Consider the following 23462-nt stretch of genomic DNA (forward strand, 5'->3'; position numbering starts at 1 on the left):
GAGCAGGCGCTACTGCTGAGCCCACCACTCGCGCAGGGCCTCCTCGGCCTCTTCGTGCGAGAGCGGTCCGCGGTCGAGCCGCAGTTCCTTGAGGTAACGCCACGCCTCGCCGACCTTGGGTCCGGGCGGCAGCCCGAGCAACTCCATGATCGCGTTGCCGTCGAGGTCGGGACGCACCTTGTTCAGGTCTTCCGCAGCCTTGAGGTCCGCGATCCGGTGCTCGAGATGGTCGTAGTTCTCCTGCAGACGCCGGGCGCGACGCCGGTTGCGGGTGGTGCAGTCGGCGCGCACCAGTTTGTGCAGCCGGTCCAGCAGCGGACCGGCGTCGGTGACATAGCGGCGGACGGCCGAATCCGTCCAGGCGCCGTCGCCGTAGCCGTGGAACCGCAGGTGCAGGAACACCAGCTGTGACACGTCGTCGACGACCGCCTTCGGATACTTCAGGGCGCGCATCCGCCTGCGGACCAACTTGGCGCCGACGACCTCGTGGTGATGGAAGCTGACCCCGCCGCCGGATTCGTGCCTGCGGGTCGCGGGCTTGCCGATGTCATGCAGCAGCGCGGCCCACCGCAGGACGAGATCGGGGTCGCCGTCCTCGAGGTCGCAGGCCTGCCGCAGCACGGTCAGCGAATGCTGGTAGACGTCCTTGTGCTGATGGTGCTCGTCGATGGTGAGCTTCATCCCCGGGACCTCGGGCAGCACGTGCTCGGCGAGTCCGGTGTCCACCATCGCGTCGATCGCCTCGATCGGATGTTCGCCCAGGATCAGCTTGTCCAGTTCCATCCGGACCCGTTCGGCGGTGATCCGATCGATCTGCCCCGACATCTCGGTGATCGCGTCGACAACCCGCGGTGCCATGCGGAACCCCAGCTGCGACACGAACCGGACCGCCCGCAGCATGCGCAGCGGATCGTCGTTGAACGATTCCTGCGGGGTCGCCGGCGTATCGATCAGCCCGGCCAGCAGTGCGGTCAGGCCGTCGAGGGGATCGCAGAACTCGGCGGCACCGTCGGCGGTGACCCGCACCGCCATCGCGTTGATGGTGAAGTCGCGACGCACGAGATCGTCCTCGAGCGAGTCACCGAAGACGACCTGCGGATTGCGCCCCACCCGGTCGTAGGAGTCCGCCCGATAGGTGGTGATCTCGATGATCTGATCGCCCTTGCGCGCGCTGATGGTGCCGAAGTCGATCCCGGTGTCCCAGTGGGCGTCGGCCCAGCCCGACATCAGTGCGACGACCTGCTCCGGCCGCGCATCGGTGGTGAAGTCCAGATCCCCGTCGAAACGGCCGAGCACGGCGTCGCGCACCGATCCCCCGACCAGATACAGATCGTGGCCGGCGTCGGCGAAGACCTTGCCGAGCGGCACCAGGATGTCGGACAGGCCCCGTAGTGTCACTGCCGCGGACGCCAACAGGCGGGTACGGCGTTCGGGGTCGGTCACAGGATGCCAGCCTACCGTCGGCACATCCGGCGACCACAATCCTCGTGAACCGGGGCACGCACCACAGCGGACAGGTGCCGACATCACCACACCGGCCACGGCCCATCCAGGCAAACGCCAGGTGACCAACGGCTAGCATCGAGAACGTGTCCGCTGATCCGTCCACCGACCCCTCTGACGTCTCTGACGACGTCACGGCGGGCTCTCGTGGCGCTTCGGACGCCGGACCCCGACGCCGGGTGACCCCGGCAGACCTGGCCCGGGCGAACACCGCGGGATCGACCGCGACCACCGACGACTCCGGCGCGCAGGCCCGCCGCGGACGTCGGGGCCGCCGTCGCCGTGGGCGGCGACCCGCTCATCCCGCCCCGTCGGCGTCCGACGGCACCCACGACCAGGACGCCGCCGCCCCACCGCAGGCCCGGCCGGCCGAGCGCCGGGACGCACCCAAACCCGGGCCCCTGCCCAAACGGCCCACCGAACCGGCCCTCGTCGAGGGTGAACTGCAACCGACCCACACCCGGGTGTCCCCGCCCAAGCCGTCAGACCTGGTGGCGGTGACCGCGAAGATCACCAAGACCGGTCTCGCGCACGGCGTGGGCGCCGAAGCCGCGGCGGCCGGTGGGAAGAACAAGACGCGACGTCGCAACGGCAGCAGATCCGAACATGGTCACGAACGTCTGCGGACGGTCCGGGAGACGTCGGCGGGTGGACTCGTCATCTCCGACCTCGACCTGCCCGACGGCAATCTCTGCGCGGCGCTCATCGGCCGGATGGACCGACGTGGCCGGATGATGTGGTCGCTGCCGAAAGGACACATCGAGACCGGCGAGACGGCCGAGCAGACTGCGATCCGCGAGGTCGCCGAGGAAACGGGCATCGAGGGCACCGTCGTCGCACCTCTGGGAAAGATCGACTACTGGTTCGTCAGCGAGGGTCGTCGGATCCACAAGACGGTGCACCACTATCTCCTGCGCAGCATCGGCGGTGAACTGTCGGATGCCGATTACGAGGTCAGCGAGGTGGCCTGGGTGCCGCTCGACGAGTTGCCGCGCAAGCTGACGTACTCTGACGAGCGGCGACTGGCCCGGATGGCCCGCGGCGTGATCGCCGATCTCGCCGCCGACCCGAACAGGTTGGCCCAGTCCGAGGCCGAGAGCATTCGCACCGAACCCAACGCCTATGAGAGAGCCGCAGCCGCACGCAATCAGCGCCGCAACGAACCGCCAGCTCCGGCGCGGTCTCGTCGGCGTCGACGTCGGCCCCGCCGGCCACCGGCCGGCGATGCCTGACCGCCCGCCGGTCAGGCTCCGAGCTCATCTCCGACGATCCGTACACGCGTGTGCCGCGATCATCGCCGTCCTGCTGATCACTCTGCTGTCCTCGGTTCCGGGCGCCGGACTGGCCGGTGCGGCACCCGACGACGACGACGCCGTCGGCGCCTCCGGCGACTTCCTGCATCTCTCGGTGGACGAGATCACCCCCTCGATCGTGACCAGCAGCGGCGGCGCCGACGTCACGGTCTCCGGCCGTATCGAGAACATCGGTGACCGCGATCTGCACGACCTGACCGTCCGCCTCGAACGCGGCGACGCGATCTCCGACGCCGACGGGCTGCGGAGCAGCCTCGCAGTCACGCCGGTCCCGGTCAGCGCCGCCACCCGGTTCCGCCCGATCACCGCCGATCTCGCGCCGGGACAGTCGGCCCCGTTCCGTATCACCGTGGGCCTTTCCGACGGCGCCGGCGGAGGCGACGGCCTCGACATCCAGCGCACCGGCGTGTTCCCGCTGAACGTGAACGTCAACGGCCTGCCCGACTACGGCAATCCGGCCAAGCTCGCCCAGTCGCGCACGCTGCTGCCCGTGCTGTCGCTGCCGCCGGACCGCGGGCGGGCCACCGGGTACGTGGACCCGACCAGCGGAACAGATGAGAACGGGGCCGAGGACACCGACCTCGGGCCGGACGGATCGGTGTCGGCCAATCTGTCCAGCCCGTCCCGACTGACCATGCTGTGGCCCCTGGCGGCACCGCCCCAGCTCACCCCCGGTGTGCTCGGCGGCAACACCGAACCGGTCCGGCTGGTCGGCGAGGATCTCGCCCGGTCACTGTCGTCGGGAGGGCGACTGAACACGCTGCTGGCCGCCGCGCGATCGGTCGCCGGTGAGACCGACCCGGACTCCCCCGACGCATCGGCCACTGCCGGTTCATCGAGCCCGACGACCGGTTCGGAACCCACCGGCGAGAGCGGGTCTCCGTCGGCCTCGTCCCCCGCATCCGGTGAGGCCCCCGCATCCGGTGAGGCTCCCGCACCGCCCGCCCGCAGCGCATCCAAACTCGCCCGGAGCATGTGTCTGGCCGTGGACCCCGATCTGCTGGTCACTGTGCGGGCGATGTCACTGGGCTATGTGGTGTCCACCGATCCCCTGGATCCGACGTCGCCGACGACACCGGGCACCGGACAACCGGCGGCGCTGCAGTGGCTCACCGAACTTCGCGAACTCGCGTCCCAGATGTGCGTCGTGGCTCTGCCCTTCGCACAGGCAGACCTCACCTCACTGTCCCGGATCAGCAACAACGGACTCACCACCGCGGCGTTGTCCACACCGGCCGACGTCGTCGACGCGATCCTGGGGGTCCGCAGTGTCCGCGGCCTCGCGATCCCGGCCCTCGGCGCCGTCGACGCCACCGGCGCCCGTGTCCTCGACTCGGCGTCGATCGGCAAAGCCGTCACGTCCACGAGCAGCATCGCACCGGACCGAACGGCTGCGTCCGGACGCTACCGGGTGGGCAGCCTGGGCATGCAGACCAGCGAGGCTCCGATCACCGCGGCGCTCGCCGGTCTCGGCCCCGATCCCACCACCACTCCCCTCACACCCCCCGACCAGCAGATCTCGTTCGACGGCCAGTCGTCGGCGGCCCGCCGCGAGGCCGCGGTCGCCGCCCTCGCCTATCCCGCCATCGCCGCCCCGCAACCGGGCTCCGACGGCGCGCAACCGATCGCCGGCCGCAGTGCGTTCGTCGTCCCGCCCACCTACTGGGCACCGTCGAGCGACGACACCACCGCACTGTTCAGCACCGCCACCCTGTTGCTGGAATCGGGTGCCGCCAGCGCCGCACCACTGTCGGGTGTCGTGAGCCAACTCGATGCACCCGGAGGATCCGCCCGCTTCGTCACGCCGCCCGGAGTCGGCCCGCTGGGCTCGCTGGGGCTGGCCGTCGGCGACACGATCGCGACGAACATGCGCGAGCACGCCGAACTCTCGTTCCAGCTACAGGCCTCGCTGATGAGTTCCGCCGACGTCGCCGCCACTCCGGAACGCTATGTGGCACCGCTGCGGGAGGATCTGCTGCGGGCGCTGCGGACCCCGGACTCGACCGCGCCCGCGCTGCGCGCCGAGATCCGGGGGCAACGCGCCGCGCGGGTCACCGCGGTCGACGCGACGTTGCAGCGGATGCGCAACGCGGTGACCATCCTCGATCCCGGCGGGCGCTACACCCTCGCATCCGAACGTAGCCCCCTGCTGCTGGTCGTCCGCAACGATCTGTCCCTGCCGATCCGGGTACGGATCGACGTCGACGCACCGCCCGAACTCGACGTCGGCGACCTCGGGGTCATCGAGATCCCGGCCCGCGGCACCCGGCAGATCCAGCTGCCGACGCGCGCCCAGACGTCCGAGGCGGCGATCACCGTGACGATCGGTTTGACCACGTCCAGCGGCATCTCCGTCGGCTCGCCCATCCGGCTGTCGGTGCACGCCAACGCCTACGGGAAGCCGCTGTTCTGGATCACGATCGCGGCAGGTGTGGCGCTGGTGGCGCTGACGGCGCGACGGTTGTGGCATCGTTTCCGCGGACAGCCCGACCCGGCAGACGAGGACCGGCCCGACCCCGATGAACACGATCGGCTCCTGGCCGGGACCACCTATCAGGAACGTCGCCGTACCCTGCAACAGGAGGCCCCGCATCACGACGACGAGGTGCACGACAGCCAGATCGACAGCGACCTGCACGACGACAGGGCTCACGACGACAGGGCTCACGACGACAGGGCTCACGACGACAGGGCTCACGACGAGGTGCACGACGAATCGCCCACCACGACGGGCATGACCGACCGAGACAGATCATGACCGACAACCGACCCGGCGACCCGCGCCGCGCATCGCCCCGCCGCATCCCGCCGGCCGGGGCGGGCGAACCACGCCTGCGGGTGCGCGATGATCGAGCAGGCCATCCCGGGCCGATCCCTACCCGACCGCCGCTGCGGGCACCCGGTCCCGTCGCCTCCCGCGGCACCGTGACCGACAGCCCCGATCGGGCCCGCACCGCACCGACTGCCGACGAAGGCCCTGCCGAGGAGTCGTCGACCGGTCTCGCTCGCGACTCCGACTCCAGCATCCTCAAGACCAGCGGTTCGATCGCACTGGCCACGCTGACCAGTCGGATCACCGGCTTCATCCGCACCGTCCTGGTCCTGGCCATGCTCGGTCCGGCCATCGCGTCCGCGTTCCAGGCGGCCTACGTGCTGCCGAACATGATCGCCGAGGTGGTCCTCGGGGCCGTGCTCACCGCGATCGTGATCCCGGTCCTGGTCCGCGCCGAAGCCGAGGACGCCGACGGCGGCCGCGGATTCATCAACCGGATCTTCACGCTCACCCTCGTCACGCTCGGCGCCGCCACGGTCATCTCGCTGATCGCGGCCCCGCTGCTGACGTTCCTCAACGTGGGCGACGGAGACGTCAACCGGGCCCTGACCACGGCACTGGCCTACCTGCTGTTGCCCGAGATCCTCTTCTACGGGCTGTCGGCCCTGTTCATGGCGATCCTGAACATGAGGGGATTCTTCAAACCCGGCGCGTGGGCGCCGGTGCTGAACAACATCGTCCAGATCGCCACGCTCGTCCTCTATGCGCTGATGCCCGGCGAGATCACGCTCAACCCGGTGCGGATGAGCGATCCGAAGCTGCTGGTGCTCGGCATCGGCACGACCCTGGGCGTGGTCATCCAGGCGGGCATCCTCGTGCCATGGCTCAAGCGGGCCGGGGTGCATCTGCAACTGCAGTGGGGCCTCGACGCGCGGCTGCGCCGTTTCGGCAACATGGCGCTGGCGATCGTCCTCTACGTCGCGATCCTGCAGGTCGGCCTGGTCATCACCTACCGGATCGCCGCCCACGCCGACGCCTCGGGCATCAGCGTCTACGCCACCCACTGGCAGCTGCTGCAACTCCCCTACGGCGTTCTCGGCGTCACGATCCTGACCGCGATCATGCCGCGGCTCTCCCGCAACGCGGCCGCCGACGACACCCGCGCCGTCGTCGACGACCTCTCCCTGGCCACCCGCCTGACGATGGTCGCGTTGGTGCCGGTCGTCGCCTACATGACGTTCTTCGGACCGGCGATCGGCATCGCCGTGTTCAACTTCGGCAAGTTCGACGCCGAGACCGCCTCCCAGTTGGGGTCGGTGCTGGCCTGGGGCGCGTTCACGCTGATCCCCTACTCGATGACGCTGGTCCAGCTGCGCGTGTTCTACGCGCGGGAGGACGCCTGGACGCCCACGGTGATGGTTCTCGGCATCACCACCGTGAAGGTCGCGTCGTCCTATCTGGGCCCGGTCCTGTTCTCCGACCCCGAGTTGGTGGTGCGGTGGCTGGCGCTGTCGAACGGCCTCGGCTATCTCGTCGGCGCGGTCGTCGGCCATTACCTGCTCCGCAAACGCCTTGACGGCGCGAAGATGACGCATGTCACACGGACGACGCTCGTCACACTCGGGGTCTCCGTCGGCGTCACCGCCGTGGTCTGGCTGGTCGCGAACCTCTCGGGCCTGCACCTGCTGACCACCGAGGTCGGAAAGTTCGGATCCCTTGTCTACCTGCTGTTGACGGCGGTCGTCGCCCTCGGCGTCACCTATGCGGGTCTCGCAGCCGCCCGGCTGCCCGACGTCGTGTCGATCGGGATGTCGGTGCGCCGAATGCTGGGACGGTTCATCCCCGCCTTGGCACCGCCTGAGAGCGCGGTAAGAGAATCGCCACCAACGATCACGGTTCAGTTTCCGCGGATCACCACCGACGAATCGCTCCCGTACTCTGGTCAGGTACAGGTGCTCCGGCGATTCGACCGGGGTACTGCCACATGGCAGTCGTACTCGGTTCACAGCGGTGGAGCCGCGCGCCTTCGCGATGGTGGCGAGCTGCGGATCCACGCGCCCCGCGACATGCGCTATCGCAGGAGAGGAGCTCGGCGCGTGACTGACAATGAGATCGGTGCCACCCAGGACACCGAGATCATCCCGGACTCTCCGGCCGACAAGGGCGGCTCGGTGACCCTCGACGATCGGTCCGATACCCCGCCCGCAGACACGCCGGGTACCGACACGCCGACGACCGTTGTTTCCACAGGGTCTGAAACCGCTTCCGACACAGACAAATCCGACACTCCCGTGACGCGCCCGGTGCCGCGGCGGCCACGTGGGCCACGGTTGGTGCCCGGTGCTGCCGTCGCCGGTGGGCGCTACCGCCTGCTCGAGCACCACGGAGGCACCCGAGGTCTGCAGTTCTGGCGTGCCCAGGACATCAATCTCGACCGCGAGGTCGCGCTGACCTTCGTCGACGCCGACCAACTGGCACCACCCCCGCGTCGCGGTGAGGCCGCCAAGGCCACCGACGAAGGACCCCAGGCGGTGTTGTCACGCACGCTGAGGCTCGGTCAGATCTCCTCGGCCGGTGTTGCCCGGGTCCTCGACGTGGTCCGCGGATCGTCCGGCGGCATCGTCGTGAGCGAGTGGGTGGCCGGATCGTCGCTCGCCGAGGTCGCTCAGTCCGAACCGTCCCCGATCGGCGCGGCCCGTGCGGTTCGCGCGCTCGCCGCCGCGGCGGAGGCCACCCACCGATCCGGCGGTGCACTGTCGATCGATCACCCGGATCGCATCCGGATCAGCACCGACGGCAACGCCGTCCTCGCGTTCCCGGGCACCCTCGCCGGCGATGACAAATCGTCCGACGTCCGCGGCCTGGGCGCGGTGCTGTACGCGCTGCTGCTCGCCCGGTGGCCACTGGACGCGGCGACCGGTTCGCGGCTGGTGACGACGTCGGACACCACCGATCCGGTGGGCGGTCTGCCGATCGCCGAACCGGGCACCGACGCCGGCCCGATCGAACCGCGCGTCGCCCGACCGGAGACGCCCTTCGAGATCTCCGCGGTTGCCGCCCGCGCGCTCGACGGGCATCGCGGCATCCGGACCGCGGGCACCGTTCAGCACGTGCTCGACCAGGCGACGGTGCTCGACCTCAACACCGACATGCTGCCGGCCATCGACACCGATGCCGCTCCGGTGGCGATGTCGTCGGGCCGGACCACCTCGTCCGGGGAATCCGAGCAGGGCGGCCGACGCAATATGGCCCTGCTGGTCGGGGCCGGGCTGCTCGCCTTGTTCGTCGTCATCGCGCTCGTGGTGTGGGCGACCGGTCTGTTCAGTTCGGACGACGGCTCCACCAACATCGACTCGATCCTGCCGACGACTTCGGTGGGACAGCCGTCCGACGGAGCGCAGACGCCCGCGGCACAGCCGGCGGCCGGACCCATCGCCCTGCGTGGGGTCACCCTCGTCGACTTCTCCGGTCAGCCGCCGGACGGCTCGACGAACCTGCCCAACGTGATCAGTGGCGCAGCACCACCCTGGAGCACCGACAACTACCGCGGCTCAGCCGATTTCGGTGGATTGAAGGATGGTCTCGGCCTGATGTTCGATCTCGGCGGTCCGAACACGGTGAAGTCGGTGACCATCACGACCCCCACTCCCGGCTTCGCCGTCTCGATCCGCACCGCTCCGTCGGCGCAGGCGACCCTCGACCAGACGACCGAGGTCGCGAGTGGAACCGTGTCGCAACCGACCACGACGCTGAACATCGCCGATCCCTCCGCGAGCCCGTACGTGATGGTCTGGCTGACCTCGCTGCCACCGAGCGGCGGCGGATATCAGGCGCAGATCGGCCAGATCACGATGAACGGCTGACGCCGGCCCGGTCTCGATGGTTCTCGCCACGGGCCGCCTCGGGAGACCATCCCGGCGGCCCGAAGAGGTGGCCCAGTTTCGTGCGTAGTCCCGACGCGGCGCGCACATCCCGGGCGATGGCCGCGTATTCATGCGTCTGCAGCCGCCAGATGCCGTAGGTATCCACCGGTTTCGTCAAACCGTAAGTAGGACGGTGCGTCTCGCGTGCGAAGGTGCCGAACATGCGATCCCACACGATGAACGTCCCGGCGTAGTTGCGGTCGAGATACTCCGCGTCACTGCCGTGGTGTACCCGATGGTGTGACGGTGTGTTGAAGATGTATTCGACAGGGGCCCAAAGCTTTTCGATGTGCTCAGTGTGAATCCAGAACTGGTAGATGAGATTCAGCGAGTAGACCGCGAACACCAGGGCGGGTGGCACGCCGAGCAAGGGGAGTGGCAACCACATCACGATGCCGGCGCTGTTGTTCCACTTCTGCCGGAGTGCGGTGGTGAAGTTGAAGTACTCGCTCGAATGATGCGCCTGATGGGTGGCCCACACCAGACGGACGCGGTGAGCGATCCGATGCTCCCAATAGAAGAGGAAGTCCAGACCGATGAAGGCGATCACCCACGAATACCAGGCGTTAACCGGCAACTGCCAGGGCGCGAGATAGGTGAAGATCGCGGAATAGGCGAACAGCGCCAACACCTTCCATCCCGCACTCGTGGCGATGGAGACAATCCCCATCAGCAGACTCGCCCGGGAGTCGCGAGGGTTGTAACCGCCCCGCGCCGAGGGAGCACCACCGCGTTCGGACGGTCGCCGGGCCTCGGTGTGCTCGAGCTTCCACGCGGCCAGCCACTCGACGGTCACCATGAGCACGAAGAAGGGGACCGCGAGCACGGTCGGTTCCCGCATCGCCTCGGGGAGGGCGTTGAACATGTCACTCCTCGTCTCACCAGATCTGACACGGCACAGAGTCAGATATTCGGCGTCTGACAAGTTAGCGTGTCAGATAGAGTGCTGTAAAGGGTCGACGACCCGTGACCGGTATCGACGTCGCATTCGCGGACAGGAGTCAGGTGAGATGACCACGGCAGCAGGCCGACGCTATGGGGGGGCTGACGCCGAGGAGCGACGGGAACGTCGGCGCGCGGACCTGATCGCCGCCGGACTGGACCTGTTCGGCACCGAGGGCTTCCCGAACGTCCCGGTCAAACGGATCTGTGATCATGCCGGGCTCACGCAGCGCTATTTCTACGAGTCCTTCGCCGATCGGTTCGCACTGCTGGCCGCCGTCTACGACGAGTGTGTGGCGTTTGCCCGGGCCACGACCATGGCGGCCGCGTCCGACTTCCTCGTCGCCGGGGGAGCGGCATCGACCCGGATTCCGGTCGTGGCTGCCGAGGACGTGCCCGCCGTCGCCCACGCGACCCTGGGCGCCTTCATCCGCACGCTGGCAGAGAATCCCCGCCGGGCCCGGCTGATGCTCGTCGAGGTCGTCGGGGTGAACCCCGACCTCGAGCGTCTGCGCCTGCGCGCCATCCACGGATGGGCCGACCTGATCCTGTCGCTGACGGTGGGCGAGGAGCCGGCAGGGCGTCCCCAGCGACTGGCCGCGATCGGACTGGTCGGCGCGGTGACCCAGCTGCTTGTCGACTGGTACACGAGCACGGCGGGGGAGTTCGCCGGAGATACCGCCCTCGATGCCACGACCGACCCCACCACCGACCCCGCGGCCGACCTCTTCGAACTCGATGCGATTCTCGACGTCAGCGTGGAGCTCTTCGTCGCGGCCTACCAGCGCCTGCTCGTGTGACACCGGCCCCTGCCGGCGGGCGCCGGATTCGTCGGCGACACCACGCATCCACACCCTGCTGCGCTGTGCCCCGTCCTGTGGACAACGCGCAGGTCAGTGGCACGACCGCCCGCCTGGTCCACTAACCTTCATCGCATGACTCGGGGGAGTGTCGATGCGCGCAGCGACGAAGATCTCCTGCTCGCTCACGTTCGCGGCGACCCCCGCGCCTTCACCACGCTGATCGAGCGTCACCACGGCTACCTGTGGGCTCTGGCATGCCGGACGAGTGAGAACGCCGACGATGCCGCCGATGCCCTGCAGGAGGCGCTGCTCAACGCCCATCGGATGGCCGACCGGTTCCGCGCGGACGCCAAGGTCACCAGCTGGCTGCACCGCATCGTCGTCAACGCCTGCCTCGATCGGATCCGCCGGAACCGCGCCCGACTGACGGTGCCCATACCGGAATACGATGTGTTGCCCCTCGCCGACGACCACGATCAGATGGCCGCCGTCGACCTCTCGGTGTCGATCGGTCGCGCGCTCGACGCCCTTCCACCTGATCAACGTGCCGCGATCATCGCGGTCGACGTCGAGGGCTACTCCGTGAACGAAGCGGCACAGCGCCTCGGTGTCCCTGTCGGCACCATCAAGAGTCGCTGCTCGCGCGGCCGTCTGCGCTTGTCCCGCATTCTCGGACACCTTCGTGATCCCTGAGCGAGCCCCGATTTTGTTTGCATCCGGGTGGAACCGGACTGCGGACCGGTGCGTCCTACTGTTGACGCACACGATGACATCGGTCGTCCGCCGACAGTCCGCGCGGGCAGATCAGGTGGGGGAGAGAAGTGGGAGAGTGAAGCGATGATCCCGCCGGGAGCAGACCCGAATGCCGGGAGCAGTGGTCCCGAGAGCAGTGGTCCCGAGAGCAGTGGTCCCGAGAGCAGTGGTCCCGAGAGCAGTGGTCCCGAGAGCGCACACCACCAGCACGGCGCCACCGACCTTCCCCAACCGCCCTTCTCCGAGGATCTGATCGCCGACCTGCACGCGGGCGTGCTGCCGCCCGACGTCGCCGAACACATCCGATCCCGACTCGACGCGGATCCCTACGCCCGGGCGGTTCTCGATGCGCTGGACCGCACCACCGCAGATCTGCGTACCGCCCCCCTCACCCCCGTCCCGGTCCCGCCGGACGTCGCGGCCATGACACGGCAGACCCTCGATCACATCAGCTCCGAGGTCTCCGACGGCGGGCACCCCAGCGGTCACCCCGGCGGTCACCCCACTGTGGTCGACCTGTCCGCGTCGGCACGTCGGCGACGCCATCGGTGGATGGCGGCCGGCGGTCTCGCCGGGGCTGCGGTCATCGCCGCCGTCGTGGCCATCTCGATCGGTGTGGTCCGGTCCCCGATACCGGATCGTCCTCAGGTTGCCGCGCAGTCCTCCGCGCCCGCGACGATCGCCGATCTGGCTCCGGAGGAGCGGGTGGCACTGCTCGCGGTGCTGGGAAAACGCGATCCCGCACCGTTTGCGTCCGAGCAGGATCTGCGCCGCTGCACCGCGGCCAATCAGGTCCCGGCCGAGACCGTGGTCGTCGGGACCGGACCGGTGACCCTGCGCGACCGGGAAGGCGTGGTCATCCTGATGTCGACCGGCGTCGCCGGCAGATTCGACGTCCTGGTGGTCGGACGCGACTGCACGACGGGCAACCCGGCGACGATCTCGCGGACCATCATCGGCGGCTGACCTGCCGGTGTGTGCCGGCACCGCCCGGGCGTCTCATGTGACCGACCAGGCACGGCGGCGCCGTCGGGGAACATCTGCCCTTACCCTGATGTTGAGACAGCCGAGAAACGGGCGCGGAATCACCACGATCTGCGCCGTCGAGCACGGAGGACGGATGACCCAAGCAGCCAGCCAGCAGATCCACGACCTGATCATCATCGGATCGGGCCCAGCGGGCTATACCGCGGCGATCTACGCGGCCCGGGCCGAACTCGCGCCGCTCGTCTTCGAGGGCACCCAGTTCGGTGGCGCGCTGATGACCACCACCGAGGTCGAGAACTTTCCCGGCTTCCAGAACGGCATCCAGGGTCCGGCCCTCATGGACGAGATGCGCGAACAGGCCATGCGGTTCGGCGCAGACCTGCGGATGGAGGATGTCGACGCGATCCGCCTGTCCGGCGAGATCAAAGAGGTCGAGGTCGGTGGCGAGATCCACCGGGCCCGCGCAATCATCCTCGCGATGGGCGCGGCGGCCCGCTACCTCGGCGTGGAGAACGAGCAGACCCTCCTCGGTCGCGGTGTGTCCGCGTGCGCCACATGCGACGGCTTCTTCTTCAAGGACCAGGACATCGCCGTGATCGGCGGTGGCGATTCCGCGATGGAGGAGGCGACGTTCCTGACCAAGTTCGCGCGGAGCGTCACCCTCATCCACCGCCGTGACGAGTTCCGGGCATCCAAGATCATGCTGGAACGAGCCCGGGCCAACGAGAAGATCCGCTTCGTCACCAACGCCGCGGTCACCTCGGTGCTGGGTGACAACTCGGTGACCGGGTTGGGTCTGACAGACACCGTGACCGGCGAGACCAGCACGATCGACGTGACCGGCATGTTCGTCGCGATCGGTCACGATCCGCGCAGCGAACTCGTCAGCGGCCAGATCGATCTGGATCCCGAGGGATACGTGCAGGTCGACGGCCGCACCACGTACACATCGCTGCCCGGTGTGTTCGCCTGCGGTGATCTCGTCGACCACACCTACCGCCAGGCGATCACCGCCGCCGGCAGCGGTTGTTCGGCGGCGATCGACGCCGAGCGCTGGCTCGCCGAACAGGCCGACGTCACGGTGGAACCAGCGGTCGAGGGCGAGTTCGTCGTCGTCGACGCACCGGCGAACGTCTGACCGAACATCACCATCTGCACACGTCCATAAGGAGGACACCCATGGGAGCAAACACCGTCGCCGTCACCGATGCGACCTTCAAGGACGAGGTACTCGGGGCCGACAAGCCGGTCCTCGTCGATTTCTGGGCCACCTGGTGCGGCCCCTGCCGCATGGTCGCGCCCGTTCTCGAGGAGATCGCCCGCGATCATGGTGACAAGCTGACCGTCGCCAAGCTCGACGTCGATGAGAACCCGGCCGTCGCGCGTGACTTCAAGATCATGTCGATCCCGACCATGATCCTGTTCGAGGACGGCAAGCCGACGAAGACCATCGTCGGGGCCAAGGGTAAAGCTGCACTGCTGCGTGAGCTCGACGGCGTCGTCGGCTCGCCCGCCTGAGGTCTCACGACCTGGCTTTTACCCCTTCGCCGTGTGACACGGCCGACACAGCAGGAAGAATGGTGGCGTCCCGAGCGGCGCCATCATTTGGTCGTGCCGTCGCAACCTGAAAGAATGCCTGGTGTTTGCGCCGGTGCGTAGTGAGCACCGATCGGGGGGGCCGCCGACAACCGTGCCCAGACCGCACCGAACCGACGAGGAGTCGCTGATGCCGTTGTTCCGCCTCGGGGATCATGGCTCGGCAGTTGCCGAGATCCGGAACATCCTCGTCGGACTCGGGTTGCTCACGGCACACCCGGCGCCCGACAGTCTGTCCGGCACGATCAGCGGCTGGACCCCGCCCGAAGCCGTATTCGACGACGAGTGCGACCGGGCCGTCCGCGCGTTCCAACAGCAGCGCGGCCTGATCGTCGACGGCATCGTCGGACCGGCCACCTATCGGGTGCTCCGTGAAGCCTCCTATCAGCTCGGCGCTCGGGTCCTGCTCTACCGACTCTCCGCACCGATGGTGGGCGACGACGTCGCCACGCTCCAGGGGCGCCTACAGAACCTCGGGTACTACACCGGGCTCGTCGACGGCACTTTCGGCGAGACCACCCACAACGCTGTCTGTCTGTACCAGAGTGAGTACGGTCTGGCCTCGGACGGTATCTGCGGCCCGTCCACGCTTCGATCGTTGGAGCGGCTCGGTACGCGGGTCACCGGCGGATCACCACACGCGATCCGCGAGGAGGAGCATGTTCGTCGCTCCGGGCCCCAGTTGACCGGAAAGCGCATCCTCATCGATCCGGGCTCCGGTGGGCTGCACGACCTTTCGACCGGAGCACTTGCCGACATCGAATCTGCCGCGCTCTGGGATCTCGGTGCCCGGCTCGAGGGCCGGATGGCGGCGGCCGGGATGGAGACCTTCCTGTCGCACGACGGTCGTGGCCGACCGAGTGATGACGAACGCGCCCGTGTCGCCAACCTCATCGGCGCCGATCTGATGATCTCGTTGCGCTGCGGTCACTATCCGAACGAGCGCGCCCACGGTGCGGCGTCGTTCTACTTCGGCAATTCACACGGGTCCTACTCGACCATCGGCCGTAACCTCGCCGGATTCATCCAGCGCGAAATCGTTGCCCGCACAACGCTCACGGACTGTCGAACCCACGAGCGTACGTGGGATGTCCTGCGGCTCACCAGAATGCCGGTCGCGTTGATCGACGTCGGCTACATCACCAACACCCACGACGTCGAGACACTCAACGATCCGCACACTCGTGACGTGATCGCCGAGGCGATCCTCGTCGCAGTGAAGCGCCTGTATCTGCTGGGTGAGGACGACCGGCCCACCGGCACCTACACGTTCGCTGAATTGCTTGCCGCCGAACGCCTTTCGAGCTGAGTTCGGTCGAGCCAGGCAATCTTACCGCCGACGGCCCACCGGCACCTCGACACCGCGTTCGCGGCCGGCCAGATCCATCGCCGCCATCACGACCAGCTTCTCGAGTGCGTGCTCGACCTCGTGCTTCCAGCCGAGTCCTTGATCGAGCTCGAGCCGGAATCGCGGGAACCGTGGGTGAGAGGCGACCACGTCGAACCCGGAATCCTTGAGGAAGTCCGCGTCGATCAGACACTGCAGGCACAATCCTGACTGGGGGCTGTCGTGCATCGCCCGAGTGATCTCGACGATGGCCTCATCGGCCCACATCTTCAGCTCGCTCGACATCGATTCGAGAGCCCCCAGCTCGGCGACATCGTCGGGCTCGGATGGCGGCGTCGTCGCCGGAGCAGGATCGGGTCGATCGCCCCGGCGACCTTCGCCCGGTGCCCGGACGATCCCAAATGACTCGACAGCCCGAACACCGCGGCGAACGAGGTCGGTCACGACTGCATCGAGCAGAATCGGCGCGGCCTCCTCGAAACCCGGTTCTGTGCGGATCGAGGTGAGGAGCACCGCGTCGGCACTCACCGGGGAAGTGGGGAACAGGCGCGAACGCGGCACCCGGCCGGGCGGTGCATAGAAAGCGGTACCGACCATATTCCCGGTCTGCCCGTCGACGGCGACCTGCCCACAGGTTCCCCACTCGAGCAGCAGACCCGAGATCCACGCCTCTTTGTCGAACTCACTCTCGAAGCTTCCGAAGTCGCCGAAGATGCTCTTCTCGGTGTCCCGCGTCGATGACGGATCCACCTCCCAGAACACACACCGGCGAGTATGGAGCGGCAAGGTCTCGAAGGATTCGAGATCGAGACGGGTGACCGCGAGATTCATGCCGACAGCTCCGACCCGAATCCATACGAGGTACCGAAAGTGATGTGCGACAAGAGATTTCGTACTTTCACCGTCGTCCTCGCTGATAATTTGTCACTGTGACGTTACGTCCTGGTACCTCGGGATGGTGCTAACACACCGTCACGAGACACCACGTGGATCGATCTCGCCGACGATTCGCTCGAGATCCTCCACGGAGCCGAATTCCACGACAACCTTTCCTTTTCGCTTCCCGAGACTGACTGTAACCCTTGTGTCCAGTCGGTCCGACAGCCGTTCGGCGACATCCTGCAAGCCGGGCATCTGCATCGGTTTGCGTCGGGCGGGGGAGGCGTGGGGTGACTGATCTGTGTCGCCTCGGTTGGCCAGTGTGACCGCTTCCTCGGTGGCGCGGACCGACATGCCCTCGGCCACGATTCGCGCCGCGAGGGCTTCCTGGGCGTCACTCCCGGTGTCCAACGAGAGCAGGGCCCGGGCATGCCCGGCGGACAGCACACCAGCCGCCACGCGTCGCTGCACCGGGATCGGCAGCTTCAGCAGTCGGATCATGTTGGTGATCAGCGGGCGCGACCGGCCCAACCGATTCGCGAGTTCCTCGTGGGTGACCCCGAACTCGTCGAGGAGTTGTTGATACGCCGCCGCCTCTTCGAGCGGATTCAGCTGCGCGCGATGGATGTTCTCGAGCAGCGCGTCGCGGAGCATATCGGCGTCGGCGGTCTCCCGCACGATCGCCGGGATGGCGTCGAGTTCGGCTTCCTTGCCGGCCCGCCACCGACGCTCACCCATCACGATCTGATAGATCACGCCGTCGTCCGTCGGCTCCGGGAGCCGCCGCACGACGATCGGCTGCATCAGTCCGAACTCCCTGATGGAGTGGACGAGTTCGGCCAGCGCCTCTTCGTCGAAGACGGTACGAGGCTGCTTCGGATTGGGCTGGATGTGCGACGGCGGGATCTCACGGTAAACCGCGCCGATGTCGTCGACGACCGCGCCGGAGTCGGTGCCCGCCGCAGGTTGGGATCCATCGGGAGATGCGGTCGGGGGAGCGGTACCGATGCCGGCGCCGTTGGCGGCGCCATTGCCGCGGCCGATCACGACATCCGCCGCCGCTGCACCCAAGCGGGGGCCTGTCGGCGCATCGCCTTCCGGTGGTCCGGTGGGGATCAACGCGGCCAGGCCGCGCCCGAGCCCGCCTCGACGCTGTGCGGTATCTCGCTGACTCACATTCGTCCTCTCACTGCTCGTCACCACAGACCGGTGACTGCCGAACCACCACGTCTTCGGATTTTATCCGCATCGACCGACCATCCATCGCGTCCTTGGTCATGCATGGACGATTCGGTGTGCGAGTTCGCGTGACGCGTCCAGATAACTCATGGCTCCACGTGAACCCGGGTCGTACTCGATGATCGTCATTCCGAATCCGGGTGCTTCCGAGACCTTCACGCTGCGCGGGATAATCGTGTTGAGAACCTTTTCGCCGAAATGGCGACGCACTTCCTCGGCGACCTGATCGGCGAGCTTGGTCCGGCCGTCGTACATGGTGAGCACCACGGTCGATACGTGGAGCGCCGGGTTCAGGTGAGCTTGGACGAGTTCGATGTTGCGGAGGAGCTGCCCCACGCCCTCGAGTGCGTAGTACTCACACTGGATCGGGATGAGGACTTCCTTCGCTGCGACCATCGCATTGACGGTCAGCAGACCCAACGACGGCGGGCAATCGATCAGCACATAGTCGATGCCCAGATCCTTCAACGGCGCGGCCTCGAGCGCATTGCGGAGACGATTCTCTCGCGCAACCAACGACACCAACTCGATCTCGGCACCCGCCAGATCAAGGGTCGCGGGGACACAGAAGAGTCGGTCGTTGTTCGGGCTCTGCTGGATCGCATCGACCACCGACACCTCACCGAGGAGGATCTCGTACACCGAGGCGATGTCGGGAGCGCGATGGTCGATGCCCAGCGCTGTGCTGGCGTTGCCCTGGGGGTCGAGGTCGATCACCAGAACACCCAATCCGTGCAACGCCAGACCGGCCGCCATGTTCACCGTGGTGGTGGTCTTCCCGACCCCGCCCTTCTGATTGGCGATCGTAATGACTCGCGTCGATGGGGGATGGGGCAGTTCGCCGGCACCTCCCGGCGTGAGCACCTGACTGGCCCGAGCCGCTGCAGCAGCGATAGGGGTGTCGTCGAAGCCCGGGACCGGGGTGGGGGGGCTACCCCCGCCGATGCTGGTTTCACGTGAAACGCTTCGGTCCTGTTCGACCACGCCTGGACTCCTTCGCCCGACTTCGTAACCTTCGTCGACCTGCCCCGCGCGAGCATCTGGATGAGCGGCGCCCTCAGTGGCGACTGACCCGCCATCGGTCTGTCGTCTATTCTGCGCCCTCCGCGGACTCCACACCAATCCGGTTACCCCTTCCGGTTCTGTCCACGCGCCCGCTTGCGAGACGCGTCAGATTTGCCCCTCTTCGTGCCGACCACAACGGTGGTGGGCACCTCCAGAACGTCTCGGCCGCACAGTTGCACCCGCAGATCACTGATTCCCATCTTGCCCGCCGCAGCGCGGTCTCGATCGATCTCATCCACAGCCGACGAGCCCTTGATCGCCACCAGTCGACCGCCCTCCCGGATCAGGGGTGCAGACCACTTGGCCAATCGGTCGAGGGGAGCGACCGCGCGTGAGGTCACGATATCCGCACCCCCCGACGATGCGCGCACCGTCTTCTCCTCGGCACGGCCCCGGACGACTTCGATGTCCAGACCCAGTTCGTCGACGATCCGGCTGAGGAAGTCACTCCGTCGCAACAGGGGTTCGATGAGCGTGATCGACAGATCCGGCCGAGCGATGCCCAAGGGAATCCCCGGCAGCCCCGCCCCGCTGCCGACGTCGACGACCCGCTCACCGTCACCGATAGCCTCGCCGATGACAGCACAATTGAGCAGATGGCGCTCCCACAGTCGAGGCACCTCACGTGGCCCTATCAGGCCCAGGAGTACGCCGTCACTCGCGAGCGCTGCGTGGTAGCGCTCCGCTAGCTCAACCCGATCGCCAAAGACCATCGCCGCCTCCGCCGGCGTGGGCATCGACTCCGATTCGGCTGGTTCCACGTGAAACATCCTCTCATCGAGTACTGGGGTAGGGGTGCAGTGGTCGCCGTGTTTCACGTGAAACACGCACACCCCGCTCGGTGTCGCTCCACAGCATGCGCCCCCTGTTTCACGTGAAACGGTGCCGTCGTTCGGCAGAACCACACCCATGTAATTCACTGGCCCGAAAACAACAAAGTCCCGGCCGTAGCCGGGACTCTGTCGGGATTTCGTCGTGCTCGTAGCAGCGGGGGAGCCTTATCCCTTCGGAAGGACGACGACGCGGCGTTTTGGCTCCGCGCCTTCGCTCTCACTGACCACGCCATCGACCGCCGCTACGGCGTCGTGCACGATCTTCCGCTCGAACGGCGTCATCGGGTCGAGCTCTTCGCGTTCGCCGGAATCCCGCACCCGCTCGGCCACCTCCGTGCCGAGCCGAGCGAGACGATCGCGACGATCCGCACGCCACCGGGCCACATCCAGCATCAGCCGACTCCGCACCCCCGTCGACTGCTGCACGGCCAAGCGGGTCAGCTCCTGGAGTGCGTCGAGAACCTCACCCTTGCGGCCAACCAACCGGTCCAGATCCTCGCCACCATCGATGCTCACCACGGCGCGGTCGCCATCGACATCCAGATCGATGTCACCGTCGAAGTCGAGGACATCCAGCAGCTGCTCGAGGTAGTCGCCCGCGATCTCGCCTTCCTCGACAAGACGCTCTTCCTCATCGACCTCGTCGTCGTCCGAGTCACCTTCGTCCGAGTCATCCGCGTCCGACGCGTCCTCAGCCTCAGCCGGCTCGTTCGTGGCGCCGTCGCCGTCGACAGCACTTTCGGTTGCGGTGCTCGCCTCCGACGCCTCGGGCTCTGCGGTCTGCACATCATCAGTCGCCTCGTCGGCAACGTCCTGGATCTCCTGCTGATCGTGTGCAGCGGTCTCAGCTGTCATCTCACATTCCACCTAACTCTGCTTCTCATCCAACGTCTGTGTGCCGTAACCGGCGGGAGAGGGGAGTGGCCGCACTCGGCGGCCTCCGCGCGCCTGCGATCCGACCGACGGTCTCGTCAACGACGACCGCCCGGTCGGCCACCCTTCTTGCGTCGCGACGTGTTCTTGCGGCTCTTGCCCGCCACGTGTGCGGTGCCGGACTTCTGGGCGGCTGCGCCACCCGACCCACCCGCGGACCCATTCGTGGATCCCGTCGCGGTGGACGTGCCCGCGCCGGGCGACGTGGTGTCCTCGCTGCCCGCGGATTCATCTGACGAGTCGATCTCCGCGGCATCGGTGGCGGTGGACGACGACACCGCCGCAGGCTTACTCGACCGTCCGTCGGGGCGCAGCCACCTCTGGATCCCGCCGAGCAGGCCGGCTGATGAACCGGCCGCGGCCGCAGAGGTGGGTGTAGCGGAATCATCGGCCGCGCTCTCGTCGACGTCACCGTCGGATGCGGTCCTGGCCACCTTCTTCGACGGATCGGGTCTCGCGCCGGGTTTCGGCGCATTCGCCTTCTGTTTCTCCACTTTGGCGAGCTTCGCTTCCTCTTCTTCGCGCGCGATCCGCCCGAACACGAGGTGCTGCTGGCCGTAGGTCCAGATGTTGTTACTCATCCAGTACAGGAGGATGGCCACCGGGAAGAACGGTCCGGTGACGAGGATGCCCAGCGGGAAGATGTAGAGCGCCAGCATGTTCATCATGCGGGTCTGGGGATTCTCCAGCGCCGCTTCCGGCTGCCGGGCCACCGACGCCCGTGAGTTCATGTGGGTGGCGATCGACGCGATGATCATCATCGGGATCACCACGATCGCGATCTGGGTACGCGTGAAATCGATCGGGGCGCCGGGCTGCACGAACGCCTGGAACTGCTCGACCGGCTCGGTGATGAACGCCGACAGCGGAACCCCGAACAGGCGGGCGTCGAGAAAGTTCTGGACGAGTTCGGGACTGAAGGCGTAGTTGCCCACCTCGCGCGTCTGTTCCGGCGACATACCGAGCTGTCCCATGCCGGTTGCCGTCCGGTTGAAGGACCGCAACACGTGGAACAGACCGATGAACACCGGCACCTGCAGCAGCATCGGCAGACAGCCCAGCAGGGGATTGAAGCCGTGTTCCTTCTGGAGCTTCTGCATCTCCTCGGTCATCTTGACGCGATCCTTGGCGTACTTCTTGCGGATCGCCTGCAGCTGAGGATTGATCTCCTGCATCTTCTTCGTGGTGCGGATCTGCTTCACGAAGGGCTTGTACAGAATGGCGCGCAGAGTGAACACGAGGAACACCACCGACAGCGCCCACGCCACACCATTGCCGCCCGGATTGTCCGGCGTGATCCCGGCGAAGATCCAATGCCAGACCCACATGATCCAGGAGACCGGATAGTAGATGAAGTTGAGCACGGGTCAGTTACCCCTAACCTCTAACGGTGTGGATTGACGAGCTGTGAAGAGTTCGCGGAACCCGCGCTCGGGAACCGGGTCGTAGCCGGGCTTGTGCCACGGGCCACATTTGAGAAGACGCACCACCGAGAGCCACCCTCCGTACAGGAAACCGTGCCGGCTCAGGGCCTCAACCGCGTAGCCCGAGCAGGTCGGTTCGAAGCGGCAGGTGGGTAGCCGCAACGGGGAGACCCAGGTGCGGTAGAGCTCGATCAGGAAGACGACGATGCGGCGGGGCAACAGATACAGCCAGCGCGACATACCGCCACGGTGGTCGGCCTGATCGGAGTCACTCATCCCAGGACCTGACAGACGGTGCGTTCCATGGCGTCGCGCACCTTTCGGCGCGACAGCGCGTCGGCGAGCTGCTCAGCCAGCGCCACGCTGTCGAGCTCCGCGGCCGACGGCCGGGCCCGGATGACCATCATGGTCTGCGAGGTGCCGAACTGTGGCCGGCACTGCGCGAACGCCGCCCGAAGGCGACGGGCCACCCGATGCCGTACGACGGCGTTACCGACCGCCTTGCTCACGATCAGACCGAGCCAGGGACCGCCGACAGTGGCGATCCCTGTGCTGTGTGGTTCGTCGAGGTCATCCATCGACCCGCTCAGCGGCAGAACATGGATCACCAGGTCACGCGTCGTCACCCGCACACCAGATTTCAGCGTGCGATCGAAGTCGGATCTCCGTGCGATCCGATGCGCGGCAGCCACCATCGATACGACCAGCCGGCGATGGTCAGGCCATCGCCGGTGACATCGCTCCGACTCAGGCCGTGAGCTTCGAGCGGCCCTTGCTGCGACGACCGTTGACGATGGCCCGGCCGGCGCGGGTGCGCATACGCAGGCGGAAACCGTGGACGCGTGAACGACGACGGTTGTTGGGCTGGAAAGTGCGCTTTCCCTTGGCCATGGGTAACTCCTTGTGCTCCTACGTGGCTCCGCGCCGACTGCACGCGCGACCCACATCCTTCTTGGTGGTCTGCTTATCCCGGTACGGTGCCGAACTCATGTCGGTGGGATGACCTGGGCCATCGCGCAAATCCGCAACCTGGATGACCAGTCGAGACTACTGAGTACGCCACCGCAAATCAAACGAGCTCCTGGCAAGCACCGACATAGGTGACGATGCCCACAGTGCCTGGTCTGCGCGGTGCCCGATTATCACAT

The 23462-nt window shown here is 67.2% G+C and carries 20 protein-coding genes; 9 read left to right on the forward strand and 11 right to left on the reverse strand.

The features are described from left to right. Positions 1-9: 9 nt before the first annotated feature. Positions 10-1443 carry a CCA tRNA nucleotidyltransferase gene (locus tag AC4AMJ_RS24760; RefSeq protein ID WP_489898532.1) on the reverse strand — a complete coding sequence of 478 codons (1434 nt, stop codon included), beginning with the start codon at positions 1441-1443 and terminating at the stop codon, positions 10-12. A 146-nt stretch (positions 1444-1589) separates the two neighbouring features. Between AC4AMJ_RS24760 and AC4AMJ_RS24765 the strand changes: the two genes are divergently transcribed. Genes AC4AMJ_RS24765 through murJ form a run of 3 tightly spaced genes read left to right on the forward strand, consistent with a single transcriptional unit; the run spans position 1590 to position 9452 of the window. Continuing rightward, a complete protein-coding gene (locus tag AC4AMJ_RS24765) occupies positions 1590-2735 on the forward strand; it encodes an NUDIX hydrolase (protein ID WP_489915349.1) in 1146 nt (381 codons plus the stop codon). Further along, on the forward strand, positions 2626-5574 hold the full coding sequence (locus AC4AMJ_RS24770; protein WP_489915351.1) for a hypothetical protein: 2949 nt from the start codon (positions 2626-2628) through the stop codon (positions 5572-5574). The genes AC4AMJ_RS24765 and AC4AMJ_RS24770 overlap by 110 nt, the downstream gene beginning before the upstream one ends. Next, on the forward strand, positions 5571-9452 hold the full coding sequence (gene murJ, locus AC4AMJ_RS24775) for a murein biosynthesis integral membrane protein MurJ (protein WP_489915353.1): 3882 nt from the start codon (positions 5571-5573) through the stop codon (positions 9450-9452). The genes AC4AMJ_RS24770 and murJ overlap by 4 nt, the downstream gene beginning before the upstream one ends. Here murJ and AC4AMJ_RS24780 read toward each other — a convergent pair. Continuing rightward, positions 9436-10377, reverse strand: a complete 942-nt coding sequence (locus AC4AMJ_RS24780) for a sterol desaturase family protein (protein ID WP_489915355.1) — start codon at positions 10375-10377, stop codon at positions 9436-9438. The two genes, murJ and AC4AMJ_RS24780, sit on opposite strands and share 17 nt — an antisense overlap. A gap of 145 nt (positions 10378-10522) precedes the next feature. Between AC4AMJ_RS24780 and AC4AMJ_RS24785 the strand changes: the two genes are divergently transcribed. From AC4AMJ_RS24785 to AC4AMJ_RS24810, 6 genes are all read left to right on the forward strand, one after another. Further along, entirely contained in the window at positions 10523-11254 is a 732-nt protein-coding gene (locus AC4AMJ_RS24785) for a TetR/AcrR family transcriptional regulator (RefSeq protein ID WP_489915357.1), read from the forward strand. 135 nt (positions 11255-11389) lie between these two features. Beyond that, positions 11390-11950 (forward strand): RNA polymerase sigma factor SigM, encoded by a 561-nt coding sequence (gene sigM, locus AC4AMJ_RS24790; RefSeq protein WP_489898526.1) that lies wholly within the window; start codon positions 11390-11392, stop codon positions 11948-11950. Between the two features lie 144 nt (positions 11951-12094). Beyond that, positions 12095-12976 (forward strand): anti-sigma factor family protein, encoded by an 882-nt coding sequence (locus AC4AMJ_RS24795; protein ID WP_489915360.1) that lies wholly within the window; start codon positions 12095-12097, stop codon positions 12974-12976. Positions 12977-13130: 154 nt separating this feature from the next. Further along, complete coding sequence (gene trxB, locus AC4AMJ_RS24800) at positions 13131-14135, forward strand: thioredoxin-disulfide reductase (RefSeq protein WP_489898524.1); 1005 nt, start codon at positions 13131-13133, stop codon at positions 14133-14135. A 41-nt stretch (positions 14136-14176) separates the two neighbouring features. Beyond that, the gene (gene trxA, locus AC4AMJ_RS24805; RefSeq protein WP_489898523.1) at positions 14177-14515 is read left to right on the forward strand and encodes a thioredoxin; all 339 of its coding nucleotides are present in this window, start codon (positions 14177-14179) and stop codon (positions 14513-14515) included. Positions 14516-14723: 208 nt separating this feature from the next. Further along, positions 14724-15902 (forward strand): N-acetylmuramoyl-L-alanine amidase, encoded by a 1179-nt coding sequence (locus AC4AMJ_RS24810; protein WP_489898521.1) that lies wholly within the window; start codon positions 14724-14726, stop codon positions 15900-15902. Between the two features lie 21 nt (positions 15903-15923). Here AC4AMJ_RS24810 and AC4AMJ_RS24815 read toward each other — a convergent pair whose 3' ends face one another. From AC4AMJ_RS24815 to rpmH, 9 genes are all read right to left on the reverse strand, one after another. After that, positions 15924-16772: a hypothetical protein gene (locus tag AC4AMJ_RS24815; RefSeq protein WP_489915362.1), complete on the reverse strand. Its 849-nt coding sequence runs from the start codon at positions 16770-16772 to the stop codon at positions 15924-15926. 141 nt (positions 16773-16913) lie between these two features. Continuing rightward, positions 16914-17996, reverse strand: a complete 1083-nt coding sequence (locus AC4AMJ_RS24820) for a ParB/RepB/Spo0J family partition protein (RefSeq protein ID WP_489915364.1) — start codon at positions 17994-17996, stop codon at positions 16914-16916. A 99-nt stretch (positions 17997-18095) separates the two neighbouring features. After that, positions 18096-19043 (reverse strand): ParA family protein, encoded by a 948-nt coding sequence (locus AC4AMJ_RS24825; RefSeq protein WP_489898518.1) that lies wholly within the window; start codon positions 19041-19043, stop codon positions 18096-18098. Between the two features lie 143 nt (positions 19044-19186). After that, positions 19187-19894, reverse strand: a complete 708-nt coding sequence (gene rsmG, locus AC4AMJ_RS24830; RefSeq protein ID WP_489898517.1) for a 16S rRNA (guanine(527)-N(7))-methyltransferase RsmG — start codon at positions 19892-19894, stop codon at positions 19187-19189. A gap of 228 nt (positions 19895-20122) precedes the next feature. After that, on the reverse strand, positions 20123-20812 hold the full coding sequence (locus tag AC4AMJ_RS24835) for a Jag family protein (protein ID WP_489898516.1): 690 nt from the start codon (positions 20810-20812) through the stop codon (positions 20123-20125). Positions 20813-20928: 116 nt separating this feature from the next. Continuing rightward, positions 20929-22254: a membrane protein insertase YidC gene (gene yidC / locus AC4AMJ_RS24840; protein ID WP_489898515.1), complete on the reverse strand. Its 1326-nt coding sequence runs from the start codon at positions 22252-22254 to the stop codon at positions 20929-20931. Positions 22255-22257: 3 nt separating this feature from the next. Further along, positions 22258-22590 (reverse strand): membrane protein insertion efficiency factor YidD, encoded by a 333-nt coding sequence (gene yidD, locus AC4AMJ_RS24845; RefSeq protein ID WP_489915367.1) that lies wholly within the window; start codon positions 22588-22590, stop codon positions 22258-22260. Continuing rightward, complete coding sequence (gene rnpA / locus AC4AMJ_RS24850; RefSeq protein ID WP_489915369.1) at positions 22587-23009, reverse strand: ribonuclease P protein component; 423 nt, start codon at positions 23007-23009, stop codon at positions 22587-22589. Before rnpA ends, yidD begins: the two co-directional genes overlap by 4 nt. 52 nt (positions 23010-23061) lie before the next feature. Then, positions 23062-23205: a 50S ribosomal protein L34 gene (rpmH, locus tag AC4AMJ_RS24855; protein ID WP_489898513.1), complete on the reverse strand. Its 144-nt coding sequence runs from the start codon at positions 23203-23205 to the stop codon at positions 23062-23064. Between the last annotated feature and the right edge of the window lie 257 nt (positions 23206-23462).

This window comes from Gordonia sp. LMA484 (genome assembly GCF_058129505.1).

Excerpts from the sequence above, each read along its gene's own strand:
- AC4AMJ_RS24795 (WP_489915360.1), top strand. The coding sequence starts at position 12,095 with ATGATCCCGCCGGGAGCAGACCCGAATGCCGGGAGCAGTGGTCCCGAG.
- AC4AMJ_RS24815 (WP_489915362.1), bottom strand. The coding sequence starts at position 16,772 with ATGAATCTCGCGGTCACCCGTCTCGATCTCGAATCCTTCGAGACCTTG.
- murJ (WP_489915353.1), top strand. The coding sequence starts at position 5,571 with ATGACCGACAACCGACCCGGCGACCCGCGCCGCGCATCGCCCCGCCGC.
- trxB (WP_489898524.1), top strand. The coding sequence starts at position 13,131 with ATGACCCAAGCAGCCAGCCAGCAGATCCACGACCTGATCATCATCGGA.
- AC4AMJ_RS24785 (WP_489915357.1), top strand. The coding sequence starts at position 10,523 with ATGACCACGGCAGCAGGCCGACGCTATGGGGGGGCTGACGCCGAGGAG.
- trxA (WP_489898523.1), top strand. The coding sequence starts at position 14,177 with ATGGGAGCAAACACCGTCGCCGTCACCGATGCGACCTTCAAGGACGAG.
- rpmH (WP_489898513.1), bottom strand. The coding sequence starts at position 23,205 with ATGGCCAAGGGAAAGCGCACTTTCCAGCCCAACAACCGTCGTCGTTCA.
- AC4AMJ_RS24835 (WP_489898516.1), bottom strand. The coding sequence starts at position 20,812 with ATGACAGCTGAGACCGCTGCACACGATCAGCAGGAGATCCAGGACGTT.
- AC4AMJ_RS24770 (WP_489915351.1), top strand. The coding sequence starts at position 2,626 with ATGAGAGAGCCGCAGCCGCACGCAATCAGCGCCGCAACGAACCGCCAG.
- sigM (WP_489898526.1), top strand. The coding sequence starts at position 11,390 with ATGACTCGGGGGAGTGTCGATGCGCGCAGCGACGAAGATCTCCTGCTC.
- yidD (WP_489915367.1), bottom strand. The coding sequence starts at position 22,590 with ATGAGTGACTCCGATCAGGCCGACCACCGTGGCGGTATGTCGCGCTGG.
- rnpA (WP_489915369.1), bottom strand. The coding sequence starts at position 23,009 with ATGGTGGCTGCCGCGCATCGGATCGCACGGAGATCCGACTTCGATCGC.
- AC4AMJ_RS24810 (WP_489898521.1), top strand. The coding sequence starts at position 14,724 with ATGCCGTTGTTCCGCCTCGGGGATCATGGCTCGGCAGTTGCCGAGATC.
- rsmG (WP_489898517.1), bottom strand. The coding sequence starts at position 19,894 with ATGTTTCACGTGGAACCAGCCGAATCGGAGTCGATGCCCACGCCGGCG.
- AC4AMJ_RS24780 (WP_489915355.1), bottom strand. The coding sequence starts at position 10,377 with ATGTTCAACGCCCTCCCCGAGGCGATGCGGGAACCGACCGTGCTCGCG.